We start from the raw sequence: 23,243 nt of genomic DNA, 5'->3' as shown, positions 1-23,243 counted from the left end.
GATGAGCGGGACCGGAGCGGGCGCAGCCCCCCGCCGCCCGCCTAGCGTCGCCACCGCGAACCGGCCGAACAGGAGCGCCCGTGACCACCACCGACAAGCCCGCACCGGATGTCTTCAGCCCCGCCCGGATCGGCCCGCTGACCCTGCGGAACCGCACCGTCAAGGCGGCCACCTACGAAGGGCTCAGCCACCGCGGCCGGGTCACCAGCGACCTCGTCGACTTCCACGTCCGGCACGCCGCCGGCGGCGTCGGCATGACGACGGTCGCCTACTGCGCGGTGTCGCCGGAAGGCCGCACCGACCGGCACCAGATCCGGATGACGGCGGACGCACTGCCCGGACTGCGCCGCCTCACCGAGGCCGTGCACGCCGAGGGCGCCGCGGTCTCGGCCCAGCTCGGCCACGCCGGCCCGGTCGCCAACCCCAAGGCCAACCGGGCGCCCGCGCTGGCGCCCAGCCGGCACTTCCACAAGACCACGCTCAGCTTCGCCAAGCCGGCAGCCCCTGCCGACCTGGCCCGCATCGCCGCCGACCACGCACGCGCCGCGCGCATCGCGATCGAGGCCGGCTTCGACGCGGTCGAGGTCCACCTCGGCCACAACTACCTGGCCAGCTCCTTCCTCAGCCCGCGGCTCAACCACCGCACCGACCGCTACGGCGGCCCGCTGGAGAACCGCGCCCGGCTCGCCCGGGAGATCATGGCCGCGGTGCGCGGCGAGGTCGGCGGCGAGATCGCCATCCTCGCCAAGATGAACATGGACGACGGCGTCCCCGGCGGGTTCTGGCTCGACGAGGCGGTCGAGGTAGCCCGGCTGCTGGAGGCCGACGGGAGCCTGGACGCCCTCGAGATGACCGCGGGCAGCTCGCTGTCCAACCCGATGTACCTGTTCAAGGGCGACGCGCCGCTGGACGCGTTCGCCGCGGTCATGCCGCAGCCGATCAAGCTGGGCGTGCACCTCGTCGGGCACCGGATGCTGCGCGCCTACCCCTACCGGGACACCTACCTGCTCGACGACGCCCGGCAGATCCGGGACGCGGTCTCGCTGCCGATGGTGCTGCTCGGCGGAGTCACCGACCGGGCCGGGATGGACCGGGCGATGGACGAGGGCTTCGAGTTCGTCGCGATGGCCCGGGCCCTGCTCCGCCAGCCCGACCTGGTCAACCGGATCCAGAAGGACTCCCGGGTGCGGTCGCTGTGCAACCACAACAACCGGTGCATGCCGACCAACTACACCGGTGTGCGCTGCGTCCTCGTCGACCGGACCACCACCCGCTCGGCGACCTGGGGGACGGATGCCGGCTATGCCTGAACCGACCGCACCGGCCGCCGCGCACGGGCCGCCCGGACCGGACGCGGCCGCGCCGCAGGGCGCCGCGACCATTGCCGACCTGCTGCTCGCCCGCGCCGGCGACCACCGGACCGGACTGCGCTCCCGCGACGCCGAGTGGACCTGGGACGAGGTGGTCCGCGAGAGCGCGGTCCGCGCCGACCTCCTGCGCCGCGAGCGCATCCCGGACCGCCCCTTCCACGTCGCGGTCCTCCTCGACAACGTGCCGGAGTTCATCCTGTGGCTCGGCGCCGCAGCGCTGAGCGGTGCCGCGGTGGTCGGCGTCAACCCCACCCGGCGCGGCGCGGCGCTCGAAGCCGAGGTGCGGCACACCGAGCCGCAGTTCGCGGTGACCGACACGGCGGGCCGCGCGCTCCTGGACGGCCTCGACATCGGCGTCCCCGACGACCGCTTCCTGATCACCGACTCCGCGGGCTACGCCGGGCGCCTCGGCAGCCCGGGCGGCGCGCCCGTCCGCGACCCCGCCGTCACCGCGGACACCCGCATGCTGCTGCTGTTCACCTCCGGCACCACCGGCGCCTCCAAAGCGGCCATCTGCTCCCAGGGCCGCCTCCTCGGGCTGGCCCGGCGCGGCGCCGCGCGGTACGGGATCGGCCGCGACGACGTCTGCTACTGCTGCATGCCGCTGTTCCACGGCAACGCGCTGATGGCGCTCTGGGCGCCGGCGCTGCTCACCGGGGCCTGCGTCGCCCTCGCACCGCGGTTCACCGCGTCCGGCTTCCTCCCGGACGTGCGCCGCTACGGCGCCACCTACTTCACCTATGTCGGCACGGCGCTCTCCTACGTGCTGGCGCAGCCCGAGCAGCCCGGCGACGCCGCCACCCCCCTGGCCCGCGGGTTCGGGACCGAGGCATCCCCCGAGGACCGCGCCGAGTTCCGGCGGCGCTTCGGCGCCGAACTCTACGAGGGCTACGGCTCCAGCGAGGGCTCCGGCCTGGTCACCCGCGCCCCGGACACGCCGCCGGACGCGCTGGGCGTGCCGGGCCGCAGCAGCGTGCGCATCGTCGATCCGCAGACCCGCGCCGCCTGCCCGCCGGCCCGCCGCGACGGGCACGGCAGGGTGCTCAACGCCGAAGAGGCCGTCGGCGAGATCGTCGACACTGAGGGCGCCGCCCGGTTCGAGGGCTACTACAACAACCCCGAAGCCGACGCCGAGCGCGTCCGGCACGGCTGGTACTGGACCGGCGACCTCGGCTATCTCGACGCCGACGGGTTCCTCTACTTCGCCGGGCGCGCCGGCGACTGGATCCGGGTCGGCGGCGAGAACGTCTCCGCGCTCGCCACCGAGCGGATCCTGCGCCGCCACCCGCGCATCATCGCGGCCAGCGTGTTCGCCGTCCCCGACCCGCGCAGCGGCGACCAGGCCATGGCGGCGCTGGAGGTCCCCGCCGGGACCCGCTTCGCCGACCTGGACCTGGGCGGGTTCCTCGCCGGCCAGCCCGACCTGGACAGCAAGGGCGCGCCGCGGTTCGTACGCGTCTCCCACCGGCTGCCCACCACCGGTTCCGGGAAGCTCCGCAAGAACGAGATGCGCGCCGAAGGGTGGCGCACCCGGGACCCCGTCTACCAGTGGAGCGGGCGCGGTGCACCCGCCTACACCCTGCTCACCGGCGAAGCAGAGGCGGCGCTGCGCGCGGAGTTCGCCGCCAGCGGCCGGACCCGCTTCCTGCCCGCGGCGACCGGCGGGCCCCGGGCCGCAGCCGGCGAAGGCGGCACCACCGCCACCAGCACCGGCAGTGACACCGCCCGAGGAGCCGACGATGGATCTGCGTGAGACACCCGGCCAGCGCGCCCTCCGCGCTGAGCTGCGCGCCTACTTCGCCGGGCTGCTGCCGCCCGAGGAGCGGCGCGCCGCGGGAGAGGAGGGCGTCGGCGGGCCCCGGTTCCGGGAGATCACCGCGATGCTCGGCCGGGACGGCTGGCTCGGCATCGGCTGGCCGCGCGCCTACGGCGGCCAGGGGCGCTCCGCGGAGGAGCAGTACGTGTTCTTCGACGAGGTGCAGCGCGCCGGGCTGCCGTTCCCCTTCGTCACGGTGAACACCGTCGGGCCGATCCTGATGGCGCACGGCACCGAGGAGCAGAAGCGCACCTACCTGCCGGCCATCCTGCGCGGCGAGTGCGTCTTCGCGATCGGCTACACCGAGCCCGAGGCCGGCACCGACCTCGCCTCGCTGTCGACCCGGGCGGTGCGCGACGGCGACACGTTCACCGTCGACGGCCAGAAGGTCTTCACCTCCGGCGCCAACACCGCCGACTACGTCTGGCTCGCGGTGCGTACCGACCCCGGCGCGCCCCGGCACCAGGGCATCACCCTGCTCATCGTGCCGACCGACGCGCCGGGCTTCTCCTGGAGCCCGATCCGGACGGTGGGCGGAATGGCGGTCACCACCACCTACTACAGCGGGGTCCGCGTGCCGGACAGCCAGGTGGTGGGCGAGCCCGGCGGCGGCTGGAAGCTGATCACCTCCCAGCTCAACCACGAGCGGATCGGGCTGGCGGCCCTGGGCGGCCGGATGATCGGGCTCTGGGAGCAGGTCCTGGAGTGGGCGCGCGGCAACGGCGCGCTGGACATTCCGTGGGTGCGCCTGGAGATGGCGCACTGCCACGCCCGGCTCGAAGCGATGCGGCTGCTCAACTGGAAGATGGCCACCGCGGTCGCCGAAGAGACGCTGAGCGGGGCCGACGCCGGCGCAGTCAAGGTCTTCGGCACCGAGACCCACATCGCGGTGCAGCGGGCGCTGACCCGGGTGCTCGGCGCAGCGGGACGGATCCGCCCCGGTTCGCCGGCCGCGGCACTCGGCGGCCAGGTCGAGCAGCTGTCCCGGCAGGGCATCGTCAACACCTTCGGCGGGGGAGTGAACGAGGTGCTCCGGGACCTGGTCGCCACCCAGGGCCTCGGCCTTCCGCGCGGACGGGGGCGCCGATGAGCCCCGCACAGCCGGACCGCCCGGACGGCGCAGCGGCCCCCGGCCGCGGCCCCGCCCCGGACAGCTACGAGCAGCAGCTGCGCTCCTGGGTGGGCCGCACCCTGGTGTCCGGGCGGCACGGGCTCGACCCGGTCAACGCACCGATGATCCGGCACTGGGCGGAGGCGATGGGGGATGCCAACCCCGTCTACACCTCCGCCGAAGCGGCACGGGATACCGGCCGCGCCGGCATCGTCGCCCCCGCGTCGATGATGCAGACGTGGACCATGCCCGGCCTGGCCGGAAGCGCCGGCCCCGCCGACCGCGCGGACGCTGCGGCCGGCGAATTCGTCGCGCTGCTCGCCGAGGGCGGCTACACGTCGGTGGTGGCCACCGACTCGGAGTTCGCCTTCCACCGCGAGCTCGCCCCCGGGGACGCGATGTCGGTCGACGAGGTCGTCACCGCGGTCTCGGCGGAGAAGCGCACCGCTCTGGGCGCCGGCCGGTTCATCACCACCGAGCGCACCTACCGCGACGCCGCCGGCGCCGTCGCCGCCACCCAGACGTGGCGCACCCTGCGCTTCCGGCCGCCCGCCGCGGAAGGGCCCGGCCCGGGGGAGGCGTCTGGCCGGGAGGGCGCAGCCCACTCCGAGCTGGCGCCCGAGGAACACGCATCGCAAGCAGCCCCTGGCCGAATGCGTGCAGCGCAGGCGGGGGACGAGCAGCCAGAGGAGGCACAGCCGGTCCCCGGGCCGGGGAGGACCCCACAGGGGGGATCCGGCGGGCAGGGCGGCGCCCAGACCGAGCCGCTGCCCGGTGGCCCGTCCGCGCAGGAGGTTCCCGCGCTCCGCCCCCGCCCCGCGATCAACCGGGACAACGCGTTCTGGTTCGCGGCGGCGCGCGAGAAGCGGCTGGTGATCCAGCGGTGCCGCGGCTGCGCGGCCCTGCGGCACCCGCCGGGGCCGTGCTGTCCGCACTGCCGCTCCTTCGACTGGGACACCGTGGAGGCCGCCGGGGGCGGCACGGTCTACAGCTACGTCACCGCGCACCACCCGAGGCACCCCGCGTTCGACTACCCGCTGCTCATCGCGGTCGTCGAGCTCGACGAGGGCACCCGCCTCATCGCCAACCTGGCGGGCGTGGACCCCGGCGGCGCGGCGATCGGCCTCCGGGTCCGGCTCGACTGGTTCGAAGCCGACCCGGAGCTCATCCTCCCCGTCTTCCGCCCCGCCGCCGGCGGACCCTGACCCGCCGCACCAGAACACAGGAGGCAGCCGAGTGGACTTCCACCTCAGCGAGGAGCTGACCGCCGTCCGCGACCTGGCCGACGGCATCTTCGCCGACCGGGCGGGGCCGGAGCAGGTCCGGGAGGCCGAGGCGTCGCCGCCGCGAACCGACGGACGGCTCTGGGACGACCTCGCGCGCGCCGGACTGCTCGGCATCGCGCTGCCCGAGCGGTACGGGGGAGCGGGGCTCGGCCTCGGAGCGCTCTGCGTCCTGCTGGCAGAGCAGGGGCGCCGAGCAGCGCCGGTCCCGCTGTGGTCGGCCGGCATCGCGGCGCTCGCCCTCGCCCGGCACGGCAACGCCGGCCAGCGCGACCGATTCCTGCCGGCCGCCGCGGACGGGAGCGGACGGCTCGCTCTGGCCCTGGAGGAGTTCGCGCCCGCAGAGCCCGCCGCTCCGGAGTGCACCGCGGTCCCGGACGAGCGCGGCTGGACGCTTACCGGAACCAAGGCGGCCGTGCCCGCCCCGGACGGAGCCGCCGCCATCGTGGTCTCCGCGTCCGCCGACGCCGGCCCGGGCCTGTTCCTGGTCGAGGCCGGCAGTTCCGGGGCCGCCTGGGAGTACGCCGAGACCACCGACCGCGGCTGGTCCGGGCACCTCACCCTGGACGGCGCGCGCGCCACCGCGATCGGCGCGCCGGGCGGACCGGGCCTGCCCGACGTGCTCTCGTGCACCGCCGCAGCGCTGGCCGCCGTGCAGTCCGGGGTGGCCCGCGGCGCGCTCGACCTGGCCGTCGGCCACCTTGCGCAGCGGGAGCAGTTCGGCCGGCCGCTCGGCACCTTCCAGGCCGTGCAGCACCGGCTCGCCGACTGCTTCATCGACACCGAGGCCATGCAGGTGACGCTCTGGCAGGCGGTCACCGCCCTCGACGGCGGCCCGGCAGCCGGCGGAGCGGGCGCCGCGGGACAGGGCGCCGGCCCGGGCGGGGACGCCACGTCCGCCGCGCTGGTCGCGAAGTACTGGGCGGACCAGGCCGGCCTCGACGTGGTGCACCGCACCCAGCACCTGCACGGGGGGATCGGCGTCGACGTGGAATACCCCGCGCACCGCTACTTCCTCTGGGGGCGGCAGCTCGCCGGCACGCTCGGCGGCGCCTCCGCCGCGCTCGCGCGGCTCGGTGACCGCCTCGCCGGAAAGGAGGTGGCCTTGTGAGCGCGACCCGCCACGCAGGCACCCCCGCCGCAGAGGACCGCGCGGCCGGTGCCCAGCGCACGGCCGGCGGTGTGCGGCCGGGTGACGCACTCCCGCCGCTGGAGATCCCGGTGACCCGCACCCTCGTCGTGGCGGCCGCGATTGCGAGCCGGGACTTCCAGGACGTCCACCACGACCAGGAGCGCGCCGTTGCCAGCGGCTCCCGAGACGTCTTCCTCAACATCCTCACCACCAACGGCCTCGTCGACCGCTTCGTCACCGCATGGGCCGGCCCCGCGGCCGCCCTCACCGCGCTGAAGATCCGGCTCGGAACCCCCGCCTACCCGGGCGACACGCTCGTCTTCACCGGCGAGGTGGCCAGCGCGGACGCCGACGGCCGGGTCGTCGTCGCGGTCCGGTGCGCCACCGGGGCCGGAGCGCACGCCTGGGGGACCGCCGAGGTCCGGCTGCCCGCCGCGGACAGCGGCCAGGACCCCGAGGAGGCGCCGTGAACCAGGCCAGTGCGACGCGCGCGGACGCCGCCGCGGCGGCTCCAGGGCCCGCCGTCCCCCTCTCCGGCGCCGCGGCGATCGCCGGGATCGGCGCGACCGAGTTCTCCAAGGACTCCGGCCGCAGCGAACTGCAGCTCGCCACCGAGGCGGTGCTCGCCGCCATCGCCGACGCCGGGCTCGAACCGGGCGACATCGACGGCATGGCGACGTTCACCGCCGAGTCCAGCTCCGACATCCACGTCGCCCGCAACGCCGGCATCGGCGAGCTCACCTACTTCTCCCGGGTCGGCTACGGCGGCGGCGCGGCCTGCGCGACGGTGGCCCATGCTGCGGCCGCGGTCGCGACCGGGCTGGCGTCGGCCGTGGTGTGCTGGCGCGCGTTCAACGAGCGCTCCGGCGAGCGCTACGGCCTCGGCCAGGCCGGCAGGGCGATGGACACCAGCGCCGACCGGGCCGCCTACTCCTGGATGACGCCGTTCGGGCTCAGCACGCCCGCCCAGTGGGTGGCGATGTTCGCGCGGCGCTACATGCACGAGTACGGCGCCACGACCGACGACTTCGGGCGGATCGCCGTGCTCGACCGGGCCCACGCCGCGGCCAACCCCAACGCGTGGTTCGCCGGCCGGCCGATCACGCTGGAGGACCACCGGGCGTCCCGGTGGATCGCCGAGCCGCTGCGGCTGCTCGACTGCTGCCAGGAGACCGACGGCGGGCAGGCACTGGTGGTCGTCTCCGCAGACCGCGCCCGCGGCCTGCGGCACCCGCCCGCGGTGGTGCGCGCCGCGGCGCAGGGCTCGGGCGCGGACCAGCACATGATGACCAGCTACTACCGCGCGGACATCGCCGGGCTGCCGGAGATGGGGGTGGCCGCCCGGCAGCTGTGGCGGCAGAGCGGCTTGGGCCCGGACGACATCCAGGCGGCGATCCTGTACGACCACTTCACGCCGCTGGTGCTGCCGCAGCTGGAGGAGCTCGGGTTCTGCGGTCCCGGCGGGGCGGTGGAGCTGGTCCGCTCGGGGGCGCTGGAGCTGGGCGGGCGGCTGCCCGTCAACACCCACGGAGGCCAGCTCGGCGAGGCGTACCTGCACGGCATGAACGGGATCGCCGAAGCCGTCCGGCTGGTCCGCGGCACCTCGGCCAACCAGCCGGACGGCGTGCGCAACGTGGTCGCCACCGCCGGCACCGGGGTGCCCACCAGTGCGCTGATCCTCGGTGCGGACTGAACGCGGCTGCCCGCTTTCGCGGAGCCGGGAGCCGCCCGGTTTCGTGGGGGCCGGCGCCCGCGTTCTGCCGCGGACAGCGCGCGGGAGGGCCCGAACGAACCGCCGGTACAGGTCGCCGGAGGCCGTCGGTCCGCAGCGGAGCGAGGCGGCCCCGCCTGGGCTGACGGGCCGCGGGTCCGGTCCGGGCCCAGGGCAGCCGCCGCCGGATCCCGCTCGCCGGTGCCCCCGCCCGGAGCGTCCGCAGCTCCCCGGAGCGGCTTCCGGTCCGCGCCAGCGCTTCGGTGAAGCCGGGGCCGGAGTGGCATTTGGGGCTGGGAGCGTTCGGACGGCTCGGACAATCCGGCGGTACGAGGCGCCAGAGCGCCCATTGGCTTGCTGCGGAGCGAGGCGGCCCCGCCGTGACCGGTGGGCGGGGGGCCGATCCGGCACCGCAGCGGGAGCCGTCGGCCCTGGTGTCCCCGGCCAGTGCCCCCTTGCCCGGCGGGAGGCCCCGTCCAGCGGTGTCCCGACGCTGCCCGGACGACTGGCCGTCGGCGTCAGCCGGTGGCGGGGTCCCGGGTCGGCGTCCTCCGGACTGGCAGTGTGCAGGGCCGGGGGAGACTGCGGCACGGAACAACCGGTGGCCGCCGGCTCGCTGCGGACCGGGGATCCGCGCCACCCGGCCGCGGCAGTCCACGGGTCCGGACCAGGGGCGGAGGAGTCCGCCGCCGGACCCCCTCCGCAGCGCTTCCCGGCCGCGGGGATACCGTCCGGCCCTTCCCGGCCCTGCCCGGACGACACCCCGCCCCGGGTCACCGCGCGCCGGCGGGGTCGGGGTCCGCGGCGGCCTCGGGGCCGGCGATGTGCAGGGCCTGGACGAACCGGCGGTAGAGGCCGTCGGTCGCCAGCAGCGCACCGTGGGTGCCCTCGGCGCGCACGCGGCCGCCGTCCAGGACCGCGATCCGGTCGGCGCCGATCACCGTGGACAGCCGGTGCGCGATGGTGACCACGGCGCCCCGCTCGGCCCGGGACCGCAGCGCGGCGGTGATGGCCGCTTCGGTGACCGCGTCGACCTGCGCGGTGGCCTCGTCCAGCAGCAGCACGTCGGGGTCGGCCAGCAGCGCGCGGGCCACCGCGAGCCGCTGCCGCTGCCCGCCGGAGACCGCGTCCCCGCTGAGCGGTGCGTCGATACCGCCGTCGAGGGCGTCGACGGTGTCGAGCAGGTGCACCTCGTCCAGCACGGCGCGGATCTCCGCATCGCCGGCGTCCGGCCGGGTCAGCAGCAGGTTGTCGCGCACCGACCCGGGCAGCACCGGCGTGTCCTGCTCCACGTAGGCGAACCGCCGCCGGACCTCCGCGGGCGCCAGCTCGGCGTAGCGGCGGCCGTCGAGTGCGACGGTGCCCTGCTCCGGCTCCAGGAACCGCAGGAACACCGAGAACAGCGACGTCTTCCCCGCCCCGGACGGACCGACCAGCGCGGTGTGCCCGCGCCGCGGGATGTCCAGATCGACGCCGCGCAGCACCTCTGGCGCGCCCGGCGCATAGCGGGCGGTGACGCCGCGCAGCGACAGCACCGGCGGGGCGCCTGCCGCAGGCCCGGTGGAACCGGAGGCGGAGAGCCGCCGGACGTGCAGCCCGGACGCTGCCTCCGGCAGAGCGGCCGGCGCGGCGGGGGAGTCCGGCGCGCCCGGAGCTCCGCCGCCGGGTCCCTCCGGCTCCAGCGGGATGTCCTCGACCTCGCGGATGCGCCGGGCCGCAGCGATGCCGGACTGCAGCGTGGTGACGCTCTGCGCGATCTCCATGACCGGGAAGAGCAGGTTGAACGAGTAGAGGAGGAACGCCACCAGGGTCGAGACTTCGATGGCGCCGTCCGCCACGCGGAGTGCACCCACGCCGAGAATCGCGATGATGGCGAGCTGGATCCCGGTCCCGGCGATGGTCCAGCCGACGGCCTCCACCCGGACCGAGCGGATACCGTGCCGCGCGGACTCCCGGGCGTCGGCGAGGATGCGCTCGCTCAGCTGCCGCTCCGCGCCGCCGGCCTTCACGGTGCGCAGCGCCCGCAGCGCCCCGTCCAGCACGCCGCCCATCCGGCCGAGCGAGTCCTGCGCCTTCTGCTGGGCGCGGGCGATCGCCGGCATCAGGGTCAGGAAGAGGGCGGTGACCACGGTGATGGATGCGGCGGCGACCCCGAGCAGGACGAGGTCGAGCAGCCCCATCATGAACAGTGTTCCGGCCAGCAGCACACCGCCGTTGACCAGGCTCACCACGCTGGACGATGCGGCCTCGCGCAGCAGCACGGTGTCGGAGGTGACGCGGGTGACGAGCTCGCCGGCCGGGCGGCGCAGCAGCCGGAGCGGGGATGCGCCGAAGAAGCGGTTGACCAGTGCGGTGCGGGCGTCGAGCACGATGCGCTCGGCCGCGGTGCCGATCAGTACCGCATAGACCAGCCCGACCGCGCCGCCGGCCGCCATCAGCCCGATGAGGAGCCACAGCGGGGTGAGCGAGGGACCGCCCGGATCGGTGAATCCATCCATCAGCAGCTTGGCCACCATGGGCGTGGCGAGCTCGGCCGCCGATCCGGCGAGGGCCAGCAGCAGGCTGATGCCGAGGGTGCGGCGGTGCGGGTGCAGGAAGGACCAGAGCATGCGCAGCGCGCCGGGGCCGGCGCCGCCGTCACTATCCGCAGCCTGAGCGGTGCTGCCTGCCGCCTGCCCCGCTTCCGGAGGCAATGAATCGTTCATGATTGAAAGTAGGTCGCAGGTGACCTATTTTCGTCAACCCAATATTCAGGGAGCTACGATGTGCGGTATGGCATCCTCCCGATCCGAGGCCCCCGCCGCGTTCGCAGCCGGAGAGCGCTCCGAGACCCGCGTGCGCAGCCGCACCCGGCGTGCCATCCTCGACGCCGCAGTCGCCGTGCTGGGAGAGAACCGGCGCGCGCCACTGGCCGAGGTGGCCCGCGAAGCCGGCGTCTCCCGCAGCACCCTGCAGCGGTACTTCGCCGAGCGCTCCGACCTGGAGTCGGCGCTCGTCGCCTACGCCGAAGAGCGGATCGTCGAGGCCGTCCAGGCCGCCCGGATCGGCGAGGGCACCGGGGCCGAGGCCTACGCCCGGCTGACCGGCGAGTACTTCTCCCTCGGCAACCTGGTGCTGGTCTCCTGGGACGGCACCGAAGCCGAGGAGGAGGTGGCCGATCCGGACGAGGAGGTGATGGTGCCGCTGGTCCAGCGCGGCCACGCCGACGGCACCCTCGACCCGCGGATCGGGCCGCGCTGGGCCGACATGCTGCTCTGGAGCGGCCTGTATGCCTCATGGCTGTACGCGCGCCGGCCCGACGTCTCGCAGACCGAAGCGCGCGCGCTGTGCGTCTACAGCGCGGTGAAGGCCGCCGCCACCGAGGAGGGTGTGCGCCGCGTCCTCGGCGGGATCCCGCTCCCCACGCTGGACGGCTCCGGCTAGATCATTGATCGGAAAATGTGCCCTGGCCAGTGGCCGTAAGCGAGCAGCGGCCGCTTGACCGGGGCGCCCACCAGCCCGTCGTGCCCGATCGCTGCGTTGAGCGCCAGGGTGCGCTGACACGCCCTGGCCCACAGCCCCTCAGCGGTGCGGGCACCCTGGCGATCCAGCCCGACGTGGTTCTTCAACGTCCCGATCACCGCCCCGACCCGCCGGCGCAACCAGCCCGGGAGCACCCTCACCTCCGTGTCCGCAACTGGTCCACCGGTTTCCCATCAACGATCCAGGGCGTGTCGGGCGGGGCGCCTGCCCTGCTGCTTCCCGTCCCGCACTGCCCCTCGCGGTGTTCTCCCGGCCCGAGGAGGCGGGGAGGGCGGGGAGGAAGAGCGGCCCTGCCCCGGCTCCCTCGCCGGGCGTGCGGCGGGTGCACCAGGACACCGCGCGCAGCCGGCCGCGGAGCCGCCCCGTCGACCGTCCGGGCCCGTGCCGCGGTAGCGCGCAGACCCAGGCCCGCCGCCGGCCGAGGTGCCGACCGGGTGCGCGGAGCACTGCTCTCCGGCAGCACCTCCGCCCCGACTCGCCGGCACCGTGCGGCGACCGGGAATTCCCGGTGGGCGGCTGGGCCGGTGTCCGGCGGGCTGATCGCGGACCTGCCGGCGCGCCGGGCGCCTCCGCTCGCCGCGGGGCGGCCCACCCCCGGAAACACCGGCCCTCCAGGCCTGCGGCCGCAGAGCTGCCCCGCAGCATCCCGGAGCCGGACCGCCGCGTCCGGCGGCCGATCTGCGGGCTGAGCAGTGACGTTCCGCGTCCGGCCGTGTATGGCCAGTAGCGGCCGCGCCGCAGGTCCGGGCCGGTGCAGGGGCCTCCGCCCGGTCGCGGAATCCGCCGGTCCGGGGAGCGCGCACCGTCCGGAGGCGGGCGATGGGCGGGGGTCCGGTCTACCCCGGGGGCCCGCCAGCGGGTATTTTCGATGGCGTCATCCATAGAGCCGAGGACGACCGTGCTACCGAGTTCCCCCACCCGGTTCCGTCCCATCGTGCGCGCACGCGCCGCGCTCGGGTCCGCTACCGCACTGCTCTCCGCAGCCCTCTGCGCCGCCGCGCTGCTCACCGCCGCACCGGCCGCCGCTGACGCGGGCGCCTCCGGTGCGCCCGGGGACGGCCGGTTCGCCACCGCGCGCATCGCCGCCGTCGACTGGTGCGGCATGGGCGATCTCGGCGCGGTCGGCGACGGCACCGGGCGCGCCGCCGCGCCCTCGGCCGCGCGCTGGGACAGCGGCGGGGACGGCGTCGCCGGTCCGCAGCACTTCCCCGACGCGCCGGAGCACGCCGACAGCAGCGCCGCCCAGTCCGACCGCCGACTGGAGGCGCGGGCCGCCGTCGAGGGGCTGCGCTTCGACCCCGAGTGCGCCGCGCTGCCCGGCGAAGACGGGGAGAGCACCCCGCTCGCCGCCGTGTTCGGCGCCGACGCGCTGGTTGCCGTGGAGTCGGCCGACGCCCGCGCGCGGTGGACTCCGGACGCCGGCGCAGCCGCGGACGTCGACGTACGCGGCCTGGAGGTGCTCGGCGAGCCGGTCGAGGTGCAGGACGGGCCGGTCGAGCGCACCTTCACCGCCAACGGGCCGCACGGGCCCGTCTCGGTCGAGGCCACCGTGCGGGTCGCCGAGCACGAGCTGGCCGACGGAGAGCACGGTTCCGCGACGGCCTCGGCCGGGCTCGCGCTGGAATTCCGGGTCGACACCGGATCCGGAGCGGACGGCGGACCGGACGGCTCGTACCGCGTCGACCTCACCGGCGCCAGCGTCTACGCCGGCGATGAGCGCGCAGCTCCGCCGGCGGCGCCGAGCAGCCCCGGCCCGGACGCCGACCGCGACTCCGGCGAACGCCCGTCCGAGCGTGAATCCGCGCCGCCGTCCGGGGACGGCAGCGGCGGTGGCGAGGACGGCGGAACGAGCGGCACCCCGGAGGCCGAGCCGGAACCGGAGCCCTCCACCGGCCCCGGCCCGGATTCCGGTGCGGGTGCCACCGCCGACCCCCGGGACCTGGCCCTCGACCCGTCAGCGGTCAGCGGCGGCGGGCGCCTCCCCGTCACCGGCGCCTCCCTCGCCGCCATGTCCGCCGCCGCCGCCCTCTCGATCGCCGCCGGAGCCGCGGCCGTGTACCTGGCCCGCGACCGCCGTCCCCGCTGACCCGCCCGCGCCCGCCGGGCGGCAGCCACTCCCACGGGCAGCGGGCCGGAAGGCCGGGACGCCGCAGGGAACGAGGTGCGGCACCGGCGACCGCGCGGCCCCACCTCTCCGGTACGGCCTCGCACTGTCCCGCCGGCGGCCAGCGGGAATGCCCCCGGTGCTGGTCGGTCGTTGGCGGGCGCCGCCGCGGACTCTCCGTCGAGGAAAGCCGCGATCAGGCGCACTGGACCGCCGCTTCGCCCCGCAGTCCCGCGCTCGTCCGGGGCGGGCGGTCAGCGGGCAGCGCGGCGGCGGAACGCGCGCAGGGTGGCGGCGGCGGGGGCACGGCGGACGGCGCCGGGAAGGTGCGGGTAGGCGGCGCGCAGCGCGCGGGCCGCGGCGTCGAAGCGGCGCTGGGACGCGGGGCCCCAGGGAAGGCCGAGGCCGTCGCGGACGTGCGGCGGCAGCAGGCCGGAGGCGATGAGCCGCTGGATCCTGGTGAGCGGGCGCAGCAGCGGGTTGCGCGGCGCGAAGAGGTCGCGGGCGATGGCGCGCGCATCGTCGCCCGGCGCCAGGTCGGCGACCGAGCGCTCCCAGAACGCGGCGAACTCCGCGCGGCTGGCCGGCCACAGCCGCGCCGGGCAGCCCAGCGCCGTCGCCAGCCCCGCGCACTGGGAGCGGTAGAGCTCGGGGTGCGGCAGCGGACCCAGGCCCATCCGGTAGAGGCGCTCGCCCGCCTCGCACAGGGTGGCCGCCACCCACAGCTGCAGGTCCGGGTCGAGGGCGCTGTAGCCCGGCCCGCGCACCCGCGCATGCGCGGCGCGGACGCCGCGCGCCACCCGGTCGGCCTCCTCCTGGGTGCCGAACGGCAGCGCGTAGAGGAAGGTCAGCGTGGCGCGCAGGCGGTCCAGCGGCCGCTCGGCGAAGTCGCTGTGCTCGGCCACCCCGCGCGCCACCGACGGGTGGCTCACCTGCATCAGCACCGCGTAGGCGGCGCCGCCGAGGAGCACGGCCTCGGCATTGGTGCGGCGCAGTTCGGAGAAGTCGCGGCGGTCCGGTGCCGGTCCCATGGGCCGATCCTACGGCGGGGCCGCCCCCCGAGTCCCGCGCGGCGCACCGGCACGTCCTGACATCCGCGGACACGGGCGCCGTCCGCGGACCCACCCGGTACAACCGCGACCGCGGCGGGCATAACCACCGCCGACGGCCGGGCGCGGGCGGACCGGGTGCCGCCCGGTGCCGCGGCCTGCAGCTTCCCGGCGAGTGCGCGTGCGAGGAGGAACCGATGTCCCTGACGTTCGGCGGAGGGCCGCTCAGCAAGAACGCTCCCGGCACCGTCAACTACACCCTGGACGGGCCGGCGCACGCCCTGTTCATGCAGCCCTTCCCGCGGCGCGTGCGCGCCGTGCTGGGCGGCACGACCGTCCTGGATACCGAGAACGCCGTCTTCGTCCACGAGACGAGCCTGCTGCCGCAGCTCTACGTGCCCACCGAAGCCCTGCGCGCCTCCGCGCTGACGCCCAGCTCCACCACCACGCACTGCCCCTACAAGGGCGATGCGTCCTACTGGCACCTGAGCATCGGCGACACCACGGTCGACGACGCCGTCTGGTCCTATCCCGACCCGCGCCCCGAGGCGCACTGGCTCCGCGGCCTGTCCGCGCTCTACATGGAGGCGCCGGACACCTGGTACGACGAGGAAGAGGAGATCCGGGCCCACTTCCGCGACCCCTACCACCGGGTCGACACGCGGCCCTCGTCCAACATCGTGCGCGTCCGCAGCGGCGGCGAGGTCCTGGCACTGAGCACCGCCGCCAAGGTGGTCTCCGAGACGGGTCTGCACAATCGCTACTACCTCCCGCTGCAGGACGTGCGGGACGGTGTGCTGGTGCCCAGTGAGACCGTCTACCACTGCCCGTACAAGGGGCAGGCGCGGTACTGGAACGTGGTCGCCGGCGGAACCGAGATCACCGATGCCGCCTGGGCGTACACGGTGCCGCTGTCGGACGGGAGGGACATCACCGACCATGTCTGCTTCCGGCACGACTCGATCGAGACCGACCTGGAGCGGCGGTGAGCGGGGCGGCGTGATCCGCGGCTCGCTGCAGTGCGGCCGCGGCACCTCCGGTCCCGGTAGCAGGCATCCGGGCGCCGGCGCCCGGTCGGCCGTCCACCGGTGCCGCAGACGGGGCCCGGACGTCGTCGGCGGCCGGTACTGTCGCAGTCGTGTCCGATCTTGACGACGTTCCCACTCTGCTCGCCGCCGCAGTGGACGCCCTGGGCGGGTCCCACCGCGACGGCCAGGCGGCGATGGCCCGCGCGGTCGACGACGCCGTCGGTGCCGACGAGCACCTCGTCGTGCAGGCCGGAACCGGCACCGGTAAGTCGCTCGCCTACCTGGTGCCCGCCATCCGGCACGCCGTCGCCGAGGACACCACCGTCGTCGTGGCCACCGCCACCCTCGCCCTGCAGCGCCAGCTGATCGAGCGCGACCTGCCGCGGCTCGCCGCGGCGCTGGAGCCGCACCTCGGCCGCACGCCCACGTTCGCCATCCTCAAGGGCCGGCGCAACTACGTGTGCCGGCAGAAGCTGGACGGTGCCGCCGAGCCCGACGACGGCGAGGCCGAGCTGTTCGACCCGCGCGCCGTCTCCGCGCTCGGCCGCCAGGTCAAGCGGCTGCACGAGTGGGCCGCCGAGACCGAGACCGGCGACCGCGACGACCTGCCGACCGGAGTCGGAGACCTCGCCTGGCGGCAGGTCTCGGTGGCCGGCAACGAGTGCATCGGCGCCGCGGCCTGCCCGTTCGGCGCCGAATGCTTCGCCGAGCTCGCCCGGCTCCGCTCCGGCGAGGCCGACGTCGTCGTCACCAACCACGCCCTGCTCGCGATCGACGCCATGCAGGGCTACCACATCCTGCCCGAGCACCGCCTGCTGGTCGTCGACGAGGCGCACGACCTCGTCGACCGGGTCACCTCGGTCGCCACCGCCTCGCTCGGCGAGAAGGCGGTCGCGGCCGCCGGCAAGCGGGCGGCGCGGCTGGTCGAGCCGGACGCGGTGGAGCGGCTCGGCGAGGCCGGCGACGGCCTCGCCCTGATGCTCGCCGACGTCGAGCCCGGCCGCCTCGACCACCTCGACGACGGCCTCGCCGGCGCGGTCGCCGCCGTCCGCGACGCCGCCCAGCACTGCGTCACCGCGGTGAAGGCGGTCGACGCCGACGGCGACGCCGACACCACCGCGGTGCGCCGCCGCGCCCTTGCCGCGCTGGAGGAGGTGCACGACGCCGCAGTGCGCCTGCTGGAGTCCTTCGAGGCGCCGCTGCGCGAGCGCACCTCGGTCGCCTGGCTCGCCAAGGGCGCGCGCTCGCCCACCGCGCTGCACGTCGCGCCGCTGTCGGTCGGCGGGCTGCTGCGGGACAAGCTGTTCGGCGACCGGACGGCGGTGCTCACCTCGGCCACGCTCGCCCTCGGCGGGCGGATGGACGCGCTCGCCGGCCAGTGGGGCCTGGGCCGGCGCACCGTGCTGCTGCCCTCCGGTGCGCCCGACCCCGACACCGCGCCCGACCCCGACACCGCCGAAGGCGAGCCGCGCTGGCGCGCCCTGGACGCCGGATCGCCCTTCGACCACGGCCGGGCCGGCATCCTCTACGTGGCCCGCCACCTGCCGCCGCCCGGCCGGGACGGCCTCGACGAGCGCTACCTCGCCGAGATCGAGGAGCTGATCGGCGCCGCCGGCGGCCGCACCCTCGCCCTGTTCTCGTCCATGCGCGCCGCCTCCCAGGCCGCCGAAGAGATGCGCGAACGCCTGTCGGTGCCGGTGCTCTGCCAGGGGGAGGACACCACGGGGCGGCTCGTCGAGCAGTTCTCCGACGACCCGGAGGCCTGCCTGTTCGGCACGCTGTCGCTGTGGCAGGGCGTCGACGTGCCGGGGCCGTCGCTCCAGCTCGTGATCGTCGACCGCATCCCGTTCCCGCGGCCCGACGACCCGATCGCCTCGGCGCGCCAGCGCCGGATCGGGGCCGACGGCGGCAACGGGTTCATGGCGGTGGCCGCCACCCACGCTGCCCTGCTGCTCGCGCAGGGCACCGGCCGGCTGCTGCGGTCGACTCAGGACCGCGGTGTCGTCGCGGTGCTCGACCCGCGGCTGGCCACCGCCCGCTACGGCGGCTTCCTGCGGGCCTCGCTGCCGCCGTACTGGGAGACCGGCGACCCGGAGGTGGCCCGCGCCGCGCTGCGCCGCCTGGACGCCCTCGCCGCCGGATCCGAGCCGGCTGCGGCGGCGGTCGGCTGAGGCAGGTGCCGCCCGGACCCGTTCCGGGGCCGTGCGGCCCGTTGCGGGCGTCCGCGGCGCGCGGCTGGGCAGCTGAGGTGCCGGGGGCGGCGCCCGGCCGCGTCTCCCGGTTATGCGCGGCGGGGAACGCCGGGACGGGGCAGGGGGCCGTCTGCCCCGGCGGGCTCTGCGGTGCGTTCTAGGGCGTGTGTGGTGGGTGGCGTTCGTCGCGACCGGTGTCGGCGTGCACCCGTCGCACGGCCGACGAATGAGTCAGGGCGGGGTTTCCTCCTCGATTGAGGAGAACGCTGCGAGGGGCGTGCCAGGGCGCCGCGCAGCAGGGCAGTTGTCCACCCAACATGCCCTAGCGGCGCACGCGGTAGCCGAAGAGGCGGACGGCGTAGCCGGGCGAGTCGTTCTCGGAAGGCTGGATGTGCCAGCGCTCCTCGTGATCGCCGGTGGCCAGCTCGTTCCAGACCAGGTCGATGAGCTTGAGCCGGGCCACCACCGAGGCGCCCGGGTCGAGCACCACCGAGTAGGCCCGGTCGGTGAGCCGCTGGGTGACCATGCCGACGGGCTGGCCGTCCCAGACGGCGGGGACCGGAGCATGGCCGATCTCGATGTCGCAGAGCCGCAGCTGCTCGATCTCCTCCTCCAGCGCCTCCCCGGCCATCGCGTCGTCGAGCTGGAGCGCCTCCTCGAGCTCGTCGCGCTCGCCGTCGTCGCGCAGGTAGGCGTGGTAGGTGCGCTGCCCGCACGTGCGGCAGAGCCGCCAGACGACACAACGGGCGAGCCCGTAGGCCGACTGCGCCTCGCCGATGGCCTGGTGGTCACTCACCTGCCGCAGCGTTCCGCACTCGCAGCACAGGGCCGCCAGATCCCGTTTCATTCGTCGTCCCCCTCCCACGGGGAGTATGCGACGAAAGCACGGCGTTAGGGAACCGCTCGCGTCGACGACTTACGTCAAAGTTGCGCCGATCAACGGTTAAATCGCGGCGTATTGTCCTGGTGTGCACCTGATTCTCCCCCCTGGCGGGCGAGTGTGATCCGTGCATCGGTGCGGGTGTTCTGGCCCGCCCGGCCCGCTCAGTGCCGGGGGGCCGTTTCCGGTTCGGCCGCCTCCGGGCCGGGGCTGCCGCCGGTGGCCGGTGGCGGCCCCGCGGTCCCGCCGCCCCCCTCGGCGCCGCCGTCGCCGGAGTCTCCGCCGGAACCGCCGCCGGAACCGCCGCCGGAGCCGTCCGCGGCGCCGCTCCCGCCGCCCTCCTCGTCGCCGTCGCCCAGCAGCGGGTGCTCGGCCACCTCGTAGCGCTTGATGTAGACGCTGAGGAACGCCTGCAGGCTCGCCCCCGCCGGAAGCGCCAGCAGCGCGCCCGGCGCGTTCAGGACCGCGGCGCCGGCCAGGACCGCTCCGAACGCGACCGCCGGGTGCATGTCGAGCGTGCGCGCGGTGATCCGCGGTTGCAGCACGTAGTTCTCGAACTGCTGGTAGACGGTGATGAAGATCAGCATCCACAGCGCCGGCAGCGGGCCGCCCATCAGCGCGACGACCACCGGCAGCGCCCCGCCGATGTAGGTGCCGACGGTCGGGATGAACTGCGAGAGCACGCCCACCCACAGCGCCAGCGCGAACGCGTAGTCCACGTCCAGCACGACCAGCGCCGCGAAGTGCGCGAGCGTGGAGATCAGCGCCAGCAGCGCGCGGGAGTAGATGTAGCCGCCGGTCTTGCCGATCGCGATCTCCCAGGCGCGCAGCACCTCGCTCTGCGTGCGCGGCGGCAGCACCGAGCAGAGTGTGCGGCGGAACCGGGGGCCGTCGGCGGTCAGGTAGAAGGTGAACAGCGCGATCGCCAGGCCGTTGAAGAGCAGCGTCAGCAGCGCGGTCCCCGCACCCCAGGCGTTCTCCGCGGCGCTGGACGCCCACTGGTTGAGCTGTCCGGAGACGTCGGTGATCTCCGCCAGCAGCATCTCCGGCTGGAACTCGGCGTTGAAGGTGGTGTTCACCCAGGACAGCAGCGCGCGGCTCATCGCCGGGATCTGCGCGGCGAACTCCAGCACCTGGCCGACCAGCATCGAGCCGAGCACCGAGAAGAACATGACCAGCACGCCGACCGCGGCGAGCATCACTGCGCCGGTCGCCGCGCCCCGCGGCCACCGGTACCGGTGCAGCCAGTTCACCGCCGGCTCCAGCGCCAGCGCGAGGAAGAGCGAGATCAGCAGCAGGACCAGCAGCCCGCGCAGCTGGAAGAAGAGCCACCCGGCCACGGCGAAGCCGATCACCGTCCACACCGCGAGCAGCATCGCGCGGGGAAGCCACGGGGGCATGCCGGTCTTGGCGGGGTCGGTCATGGGCTGGGGGCGCTTCTCTCCGGGTTGCGCGGGCACGGGGCCTGCGGGGCGCCGCCGGCGGGCGCCCGGTGGTGGTCCTATTCCTCGTCGCGCGCGCCGGGCCTGAGACGGCCCCTCCGCCCGCGCGGCGGCGGGGTGCGGGCGCTAGGCGTCGTCGAGGGGCAGGCTCCGCTTGTTCTTCGCGGTCCAGTCCCGCATCCGCTTCGGATATCCGACGATCTGGACATCGTAGACGGGTGCGGCGAGGTCGCGCGCCACCTTGCGGATGACGTCGGGGGAGCCGACGCGCCGCCGGGTCCACTCGCCGTCATGGGCGACGCCGACCGCGGTGGTCGATGTCGCGAACGTCTCGGGCTCGACAAAGAACTCCACGCCGGTCCGCGACTTCGCGAACTCGATCAGCGCCTGCACGTCGGAGTTCTCGGCCGGTCGGTCGAACTTCGCCTTGCCGCGCCGGCGCGCCTTGCGGAGGCCGAACCGGTCTCGCCATCCCATCTGCCTGTGCGCTCCCGTCGCCCGCGCCGTACGCGGGGGTCGAAGTCCGGGCGCGGCGGCCGCCGCGCCGGGTGCCGTGCTCGCTGCGGTCGGGGTCTGCGGGTGGGGCTGCGGTGCCGGTGACCGCGCGGCAGAGGGCCCGCGCGGCCGCCGCCGCGGTGCGCCCGCCACGCCGCAGCGGGCTTGGGGGTCCGAGTCTATCGGCCGCAGCCGCCGCCGGCTTTTCGCGGTTCTCCGGCGCGCCTGTGACCGGGCTGCTACGTTCGGTGGCCTACCGGGGGAAGGGAGGCGGCACGTGACACTGTGGGCGTGGGTGGCGGAGACCGCACGGAGGTTCCGCGATGAGGAGCGCGAAGAGCTGGCCGACGCGGTGGTCCGGCTGCCCCTGCTGGCGCTGGAGGGCGAGACCGAGCGGGTCCGCGCCGTGCTGCCGACCGCGCTGCGCGCCGTCCGGGACGACCCCGGGCACCTGCCCGTGTGGACTACCGCCTACCTCGAGCACTGGGAGCTGGCCTCCCGGGTCGGCCACCGCGCCGAGGGCACCTCGGCCGAACGCGACGCCGAGGCGGCGCTGCAGGCCGCGCACGGCGAGGCCGACGAGCACGACGGCCCGCTCTCCCCGTGCGGCCCCGCGGTGTGCGCCGCGCTGAACCTGCTGACCTGCCACGCCAACATCGACGGCCCGGGCCGCACCGCCGACCGCACCGCACTGCTCGCCGAAGCCATGGACCACTCCTGCCCCGGGCGCCCCGCCTGGGAGGCGCTGGTCGTCGCGCACGCCGACACCCTCATCGACGACGAGCGCCCCGACGAGGCCGTCCGGGAGCTGGACCGGCGCGCCGCGGAGATCCGCGAGGCCGGCGCGGAGGTCGGCATGGACTACGGCTTCGCCTACGTGCGGGCGCTCCGCTACCAGGAGCGCTACGCCGACGCGCTGCTCACCCTCGACCGCCTGGAGCAGGGCGCGCTGCGCGCCGTGCCGCCCGGCATCGCGCGGACCGCGGCCGCGCGGCGGCTCCGCTTCGAGCGTGCCCGGCTGCTCGCCTGGCTTGCCCGCGCCGGCCTGAAGCCGGCCGCGGAGGCGGTGCAGGCGCTGCCGGACACCGCGGAGGCCGACGCCCACCCGCGGCACCGCACCGCCTGGGCCGACGCGGTCGAGGACCTCTCCGCCCAGGGCGCGCTGGTCGACGACTGGAAGACCGGGGTGGCGCTCACCTCGTGGGCGCGCCAGGCCGAGCGGCTCGGTGCGCACCGCCGCAGCGCGCGGCTCTCGCTGTCCGGGGCCCGGCTCGCCGCTGACCGCGGCGCCCGCTGGGTCGGCGCCGCAGCGGTGCGCCGCGCGCAGTCGGCGCTGGGCCGCATCCGGCGCGGCGACGACCTCGCCGGTGACCTGGACGAGGTGCGGCTGCGGCTGCGCGCCCTGCCGCCGCCCCAGGCCCCCGCGCCGTCCGACGGCCTGCTGGCCGCGCTGCGCGCCGAGCCGCGCGAGCAGGTCGACCCCGAGCGCCAGGCCGACCTGGTCTCCGCCGCCCTCACCGAGCGCCCCGACGACCCTGCGCTGCTCGCCGCGCTCGGCCAGGTGGGCCGGCTGCTCAAGCTCGGCGACCGCGCCGCCGCGCCCCAGTGGGAGCGCATCGGCCGCGCTCCCACCGACCAGCGCACCGCCCTGTCACTGCTGGAGACCCTGCTCCACGACAACGACACCGCCGGAGTCCGCACGCTGGTCAGCACGCTCACCGAGACGGCCCTCACGCCGCGGTCGGCGGTCGGCGGCGAGGAGCGCGCAGAAGCGCCCGCGCCCGCAGCCCGCTGACGGACGGCCCGGCCCGCCGGGCGGGTCGGCGCGAGGCGGCACCGCAGCCGTCCGGGGCGCTGCGGGAAGCGGAGTAGGCGCCCGTCACCGTGCGGCCCGCCGCCGGGCCGGCGCACACGTCCCGGGGACTCTCCCGGACTGGGGCCCGGCATCCGCTGTGCCGCGCGCTCCCGGCTGGTACGCCCGCTGCCGTTCTCTGAGTCGGCCGCGCGGGAGCCCGGCCGAGAGCCGGCGCCGGCGTTCCCGTCCGGCACGGAGGCCCCGAGGGAGCGGAGGCCGGAGCGCCGGTTGCGCGGGGGCCCGGGCGGCCCGG

17 protein-coding genes are annotated in these 23,243 nt (G+C 75.8%); 12 read left to right on the top strand and 5 right to left on the bottom strand.

The window, feature by feature from the left end; translation table 11 throughout:
- The first annotated feature begins 80 nt into the window (after positions 1 to 80).
- From ACYVGT_RS17245 to ACYVGT_RS17215, 7 genes are read left to right on the top strand one after another with little or no spacing between them, the layout of a single operon-like run.
- A complete protein-coding gene (locus tag ACYVGT_RS17245) occupies positions 81 to 1,310 on the top strand; it encodes an NADH:flavin oxidoreductase (RefSeq protein ID WP_460859507.1) in 1,230 nt (409 codons plus the stop codon).
- Positions 1,303 to 3,123, top strand: coding sequence for a steroid-22-oyl-CoA synthetase (gene casI, locus ACYVGT_RS17240; RefSeq protein WP_460859506.1), 1,821 nt, complete (start codon positions 1,303 to 1,305; stop codon positions 3,121 to 3,123). The genes ACYVGT_RS17245 and casI overlap by 8 nt, the downstream gene beginning before the upstream one ends.
- Positions 3,110 to 4,276: an acyl-CoA dehydrogenase family protein gene (locus ACYVGT_RS17235; RefSeq protein WP_460859505.1), complete on the top strand. Its 1,167-nt coding sequence runs from the start codon at positions 3,110 to 3,112 to the stop codon at positions 4,274 to 4,276. Before casI ends, ACYVGT_RS17235 begins: the two co-directional genes overlap by 14 nt.
- The gene (locus ACYVGT_RS17230; RefSeq protein WP_460859503.1) at positions 4,273 to 5,502 is read left to right on the top strand and encodes a bifunctional MaoC family dehydratase N-terminal/OB-fold nucleic acid binding domain-containing protein; all 1,230 of its coding nucleotides are present in this window, start codon (positions 4,273 to 4,275) and stop codon (positions 5,500 to 5,502) included. The genes ACYVGT_RS17235 and ACYVGT_RS17230 overlap by 4 nt, the downstream gene beginning before the upstream one ends.
- A gap of 31 nt (positions 5,503 to 5,533) precedes the next feature.
- Complete coding sequence (locus ACYVGT_RS17225; protein WP_460859501.1) at positions 5,534 to 6,691, top strand: acyl-CoA dehydrogenase family protein; 1,158 nt, start codon at positions 5,534 to 5,536, stop codon at positions 6,689 to 6,691.
- Positions 6,688 to 7,182 (top strand): MaoC/PaaZ C-terminal domain-containing protein, encoded by a 495-nt coding sequence (locus ACYVGT_RS17220; RefSeq protein ID WP_460859498.1) that lies wholly within the window; start codon positions 6,688 to 6,690, stop codon positions 7,180 to 7,182. Before ACYVGT_RS17225 ends, ACYVGT_RS17220 begins: the two co-directional genes overlap by 4 nt.
- Positions 7,179 to 8,405 (top strand): lipid-transfer protein, encoded by a 1,227-nt coding sequence (locus ACYVGT_RS17215; RefSeq protein ID WP_460859497.1) that lies wholly within the window; start codon positions 7,179 to 7,181, stop codon positions 8,403 to 8,405. The genes ACYVGT_RS17220 and ACYVGT_RS17215 overlap by 4 nt, the downstream gene beginning before the upstream one ends.
- A 791-nt stretch (positions 8,406 to 9,196) precedes the next feature.
- Here the strand turns inward: ACYVGT_RS17215 and ACYVGT_RS17210 are convergent.
- Positions 9,197 to 11,032, bottom strand: coding sequence for an ABC transporter ATP-binding protein (locus ACYVGT_RS17210; RefSeq protein WP_460859571.1), 1,836 nt, complete (start codon positions 11,030 to 11,032; stop codon positions 9,197 to 9,199).
- A gap of 163 nt (positions 11,033 to 11,195) precedes the next feature.
- On the opposite strand from ACYVGT_RS17210, the gene ACYVGT_RS17205 reads away from it, so the two are divergent.
- The gene (locus ACYVGT_RS17205; protein ID WP_460859495.1) at positions 11,196 to 11,846 is read left to right on the top strand and encodes a TetR/AcrR family transcriptional regulator; all 651 of its coding nucleotides are present in this window, start codon (positions 11,196 to 11,198) and stop codon (positions 11,844 to 11,846) included.
- Positions 11,847 to 12,879: 1,033 nt separating this feature from the next.
- A complete protein-coding gene (locus ACYVGT_RS17200; RefSeq protein WP_460859494.1) occupies positions 12,880 to 14,031 on the top strand; it encodes a hypothetical protein in 1,152 nt (383 codons plus the stop codon).
- Positions 14,032 to 14,303: 272 nt separating this feature from the next.
- Here the strand turns inward: ACYVGT_RS17200 and ACYVGT_RS17195 are convergent, their stop codons facing one another.
- Positions 14,304 to 15,080 carry an oxygenase MpaB family protein gene (locus ACYVGT_RS17195; protein ID WP_460859492.1) on the bottom strand — a complete coding sequence of 259 codons (777 nt, stop codon included), beginning with the start codon at positions 15,078 to 15,080 and terminating at the stop codon, positions 14,304 to 14,306.
- 215 nt (positions 15,081 to 15,295) lie between these two features.
- Between ACYVGT_RS17195 and ACYVGT_RS17190 the strand changes: the two genes are divergently transcribed.
- Both ACYVGT_RS17190 and ACYVGT_RS17185 read left to right on the top strand, forming a co-directional pair.
- Positions 15,296 to 16,087 carry a DUF427 domain-containing protein gene (locus ACYVGT_RS17190; RefSeq protein ID WP_460859490.1) on the top strand — a complete coding sequence of 264 codons (792 nt, stop codon included), beginning with the start codon at positions 15,296 to 15,298 and terminating at the stop codon, positions 16,085 to 16,087.
- Positions 16,088 to 16,236: 149 nt separating this feature from the next.
- Complete coding sequence (locus ACYVGT_RS17185) at positions 16,237 to 18,297, top strand: ATP-dependent DNA helicase (RefSeq protein ID WP_460859488.1); 2,061 nt, start codon at positions 16,237 to 16,239, stop codon at positions 18,295 to 18,297.
- 343 nt (positions 18,298 to 18,640) lie between these two features.
- Here ACYVGT_RS17185 and ACYVGT_RS17180 read toward each other — a convergent pair whose 3' ends face one another.
- The 3 genes from ACYVGT_RS17180 to ACYVGT_RS17170 all read right to left on the bottom strand — a co-directional run bounded on the left by ACYVGT_RS17180 (position 18,641) and on the right by ACYVGT_RS17170 (position 21,117).
- On the bottom strand, positions 18,641 to 19,165 hold the full coding sequence (locus tag ACYVGT_RS17180) for a DUF6315 family protein (RefSeq protein WP_460859486.1): 525 nt from the start codon (positions 19,163 to 19,165) through the stop codon (positions 18,641 to 18,643).
- A gap of 197 nt (positions 19,166 to 19,362) precedes the next feature.
- Positions 19,363 to 20,622, bottom strand: a complete 1,260-nt coding sequence (locus tag ACYVGT_RS17175) for an AI-2E family transporter (protein WP_460859482.1) — start codon at positions 20,620 to 20,622, stop codon at positions 19,363 to 19,365.
- A 144-nt stretch (positions 20,623 to 20,766) separates the two neighbouring features.
- A complete protein-coding gene (locus tag ACYVGT_RS17170) occupies positions 20,767 to 21,117 on the bottom strand; it encodes a hypothetical protein (protein WP_460859479.1) in 351 nt (116 codons plus the stop codon).
- Between the two features lie 295 nt (positions 21,118 to 21,412).
- On the opposite strand from ACYVGT_RS17170, the gene ACYVGT_RS17165 reads away from it, so the two are divergent.
- Positions 21,413 to 22,930: a hypothetical protein gene (locus ACYVGT_RS17165; protein ID WP_460859477.1), complete on the top strand. Its 1,518-nt coding sequence runs from the start codon at positions 21,413 to 21,415 to the stop codon at positions 22,928 to 22,930.
- Positions 22,931 to 23,243: the final 313 nt, after the last annotated feature.

The organism is Nocardiopsis coralliicola (assembly GCF_054779695.1).
This window is presented reverse-complemented; position numbering and strand designations above follow the sequence as displayed.

Bases quoted from the DNA above. Each gene is read 5' to 3' on its own strand.
- ACYVGT_RS17235 (WP_460859505.1), top strand. From the start codon at position 3,110: ATGGATCTGCGTGAGACACCCGGCCAGCGCGCCCTCCGCGCTGAGCTG.
- ACYVGT_RS17210 (WP_460859571.1), bottom strand. From the start codon at position 11,032: ATGCTCTGGTCCTTCCTGCACCCGCACCGCCGCACCCTCGGCATCAGC.
- casI (WP_460859506.1), top strand. From the start codon at position 1,303: ATGCCTGAACCGACCGCACCGGCCGCCGCGCACGGGCCGCCCGGACCG.
- ACYVGT_RS17175 (WP_460859482.1), bottom strand. From the start codon at position 20,622: ATGACCGACCCCGCCAAGACCGGCATGCCCCCGTGGCTTCCCCGCGCG.
- ACYVGT_RS17190 (WP_460859490.1), top strand. From the start codon at position 15,296: ATGTCCCTGACGTTCGGCGGAGGGCCGCTCAGCAAGAACGCTCCCGGC.
- ACYVGT_RS17195 (WP_460859492.1), bottom strand. From the start codon at position 15,080: ATGGGACCGGCACCGGACCGCCGCGACTTCTCCGAACTGCGCCGCACC.
- ACYVGT_RS17180 (WP_460859486.1), bottom strand. From the start codon at position 19,165: ATGAAACGGGATCTGGCGGCCCTGTGCTGCGAGTGCGGAACGCTGCGG.
- ACYVGT_RS17230 (WP_460859503.1), top strand. From the start codon at position 4,273: ATGAGCCCCGCACAGCCGGACCGCCCGGACGGCGCAGCGGCCCCCGGC.
- ACYVGT_RS17205 (WP_460859495.1), top strand. From the start codon at position 11,196: ATGGCATCCTCCCGATCCGAGGCCCCCGCCGCGTTCGCAGCCGGAGAG.
- ACYVGT_RS17170 (WP_460859479.1), bottom strand. From the start codon at position 21,117: ATGGGATGGCGAGACCGGTTCGGCCTCCGCAAGGCGCGCCGGCGCGGC.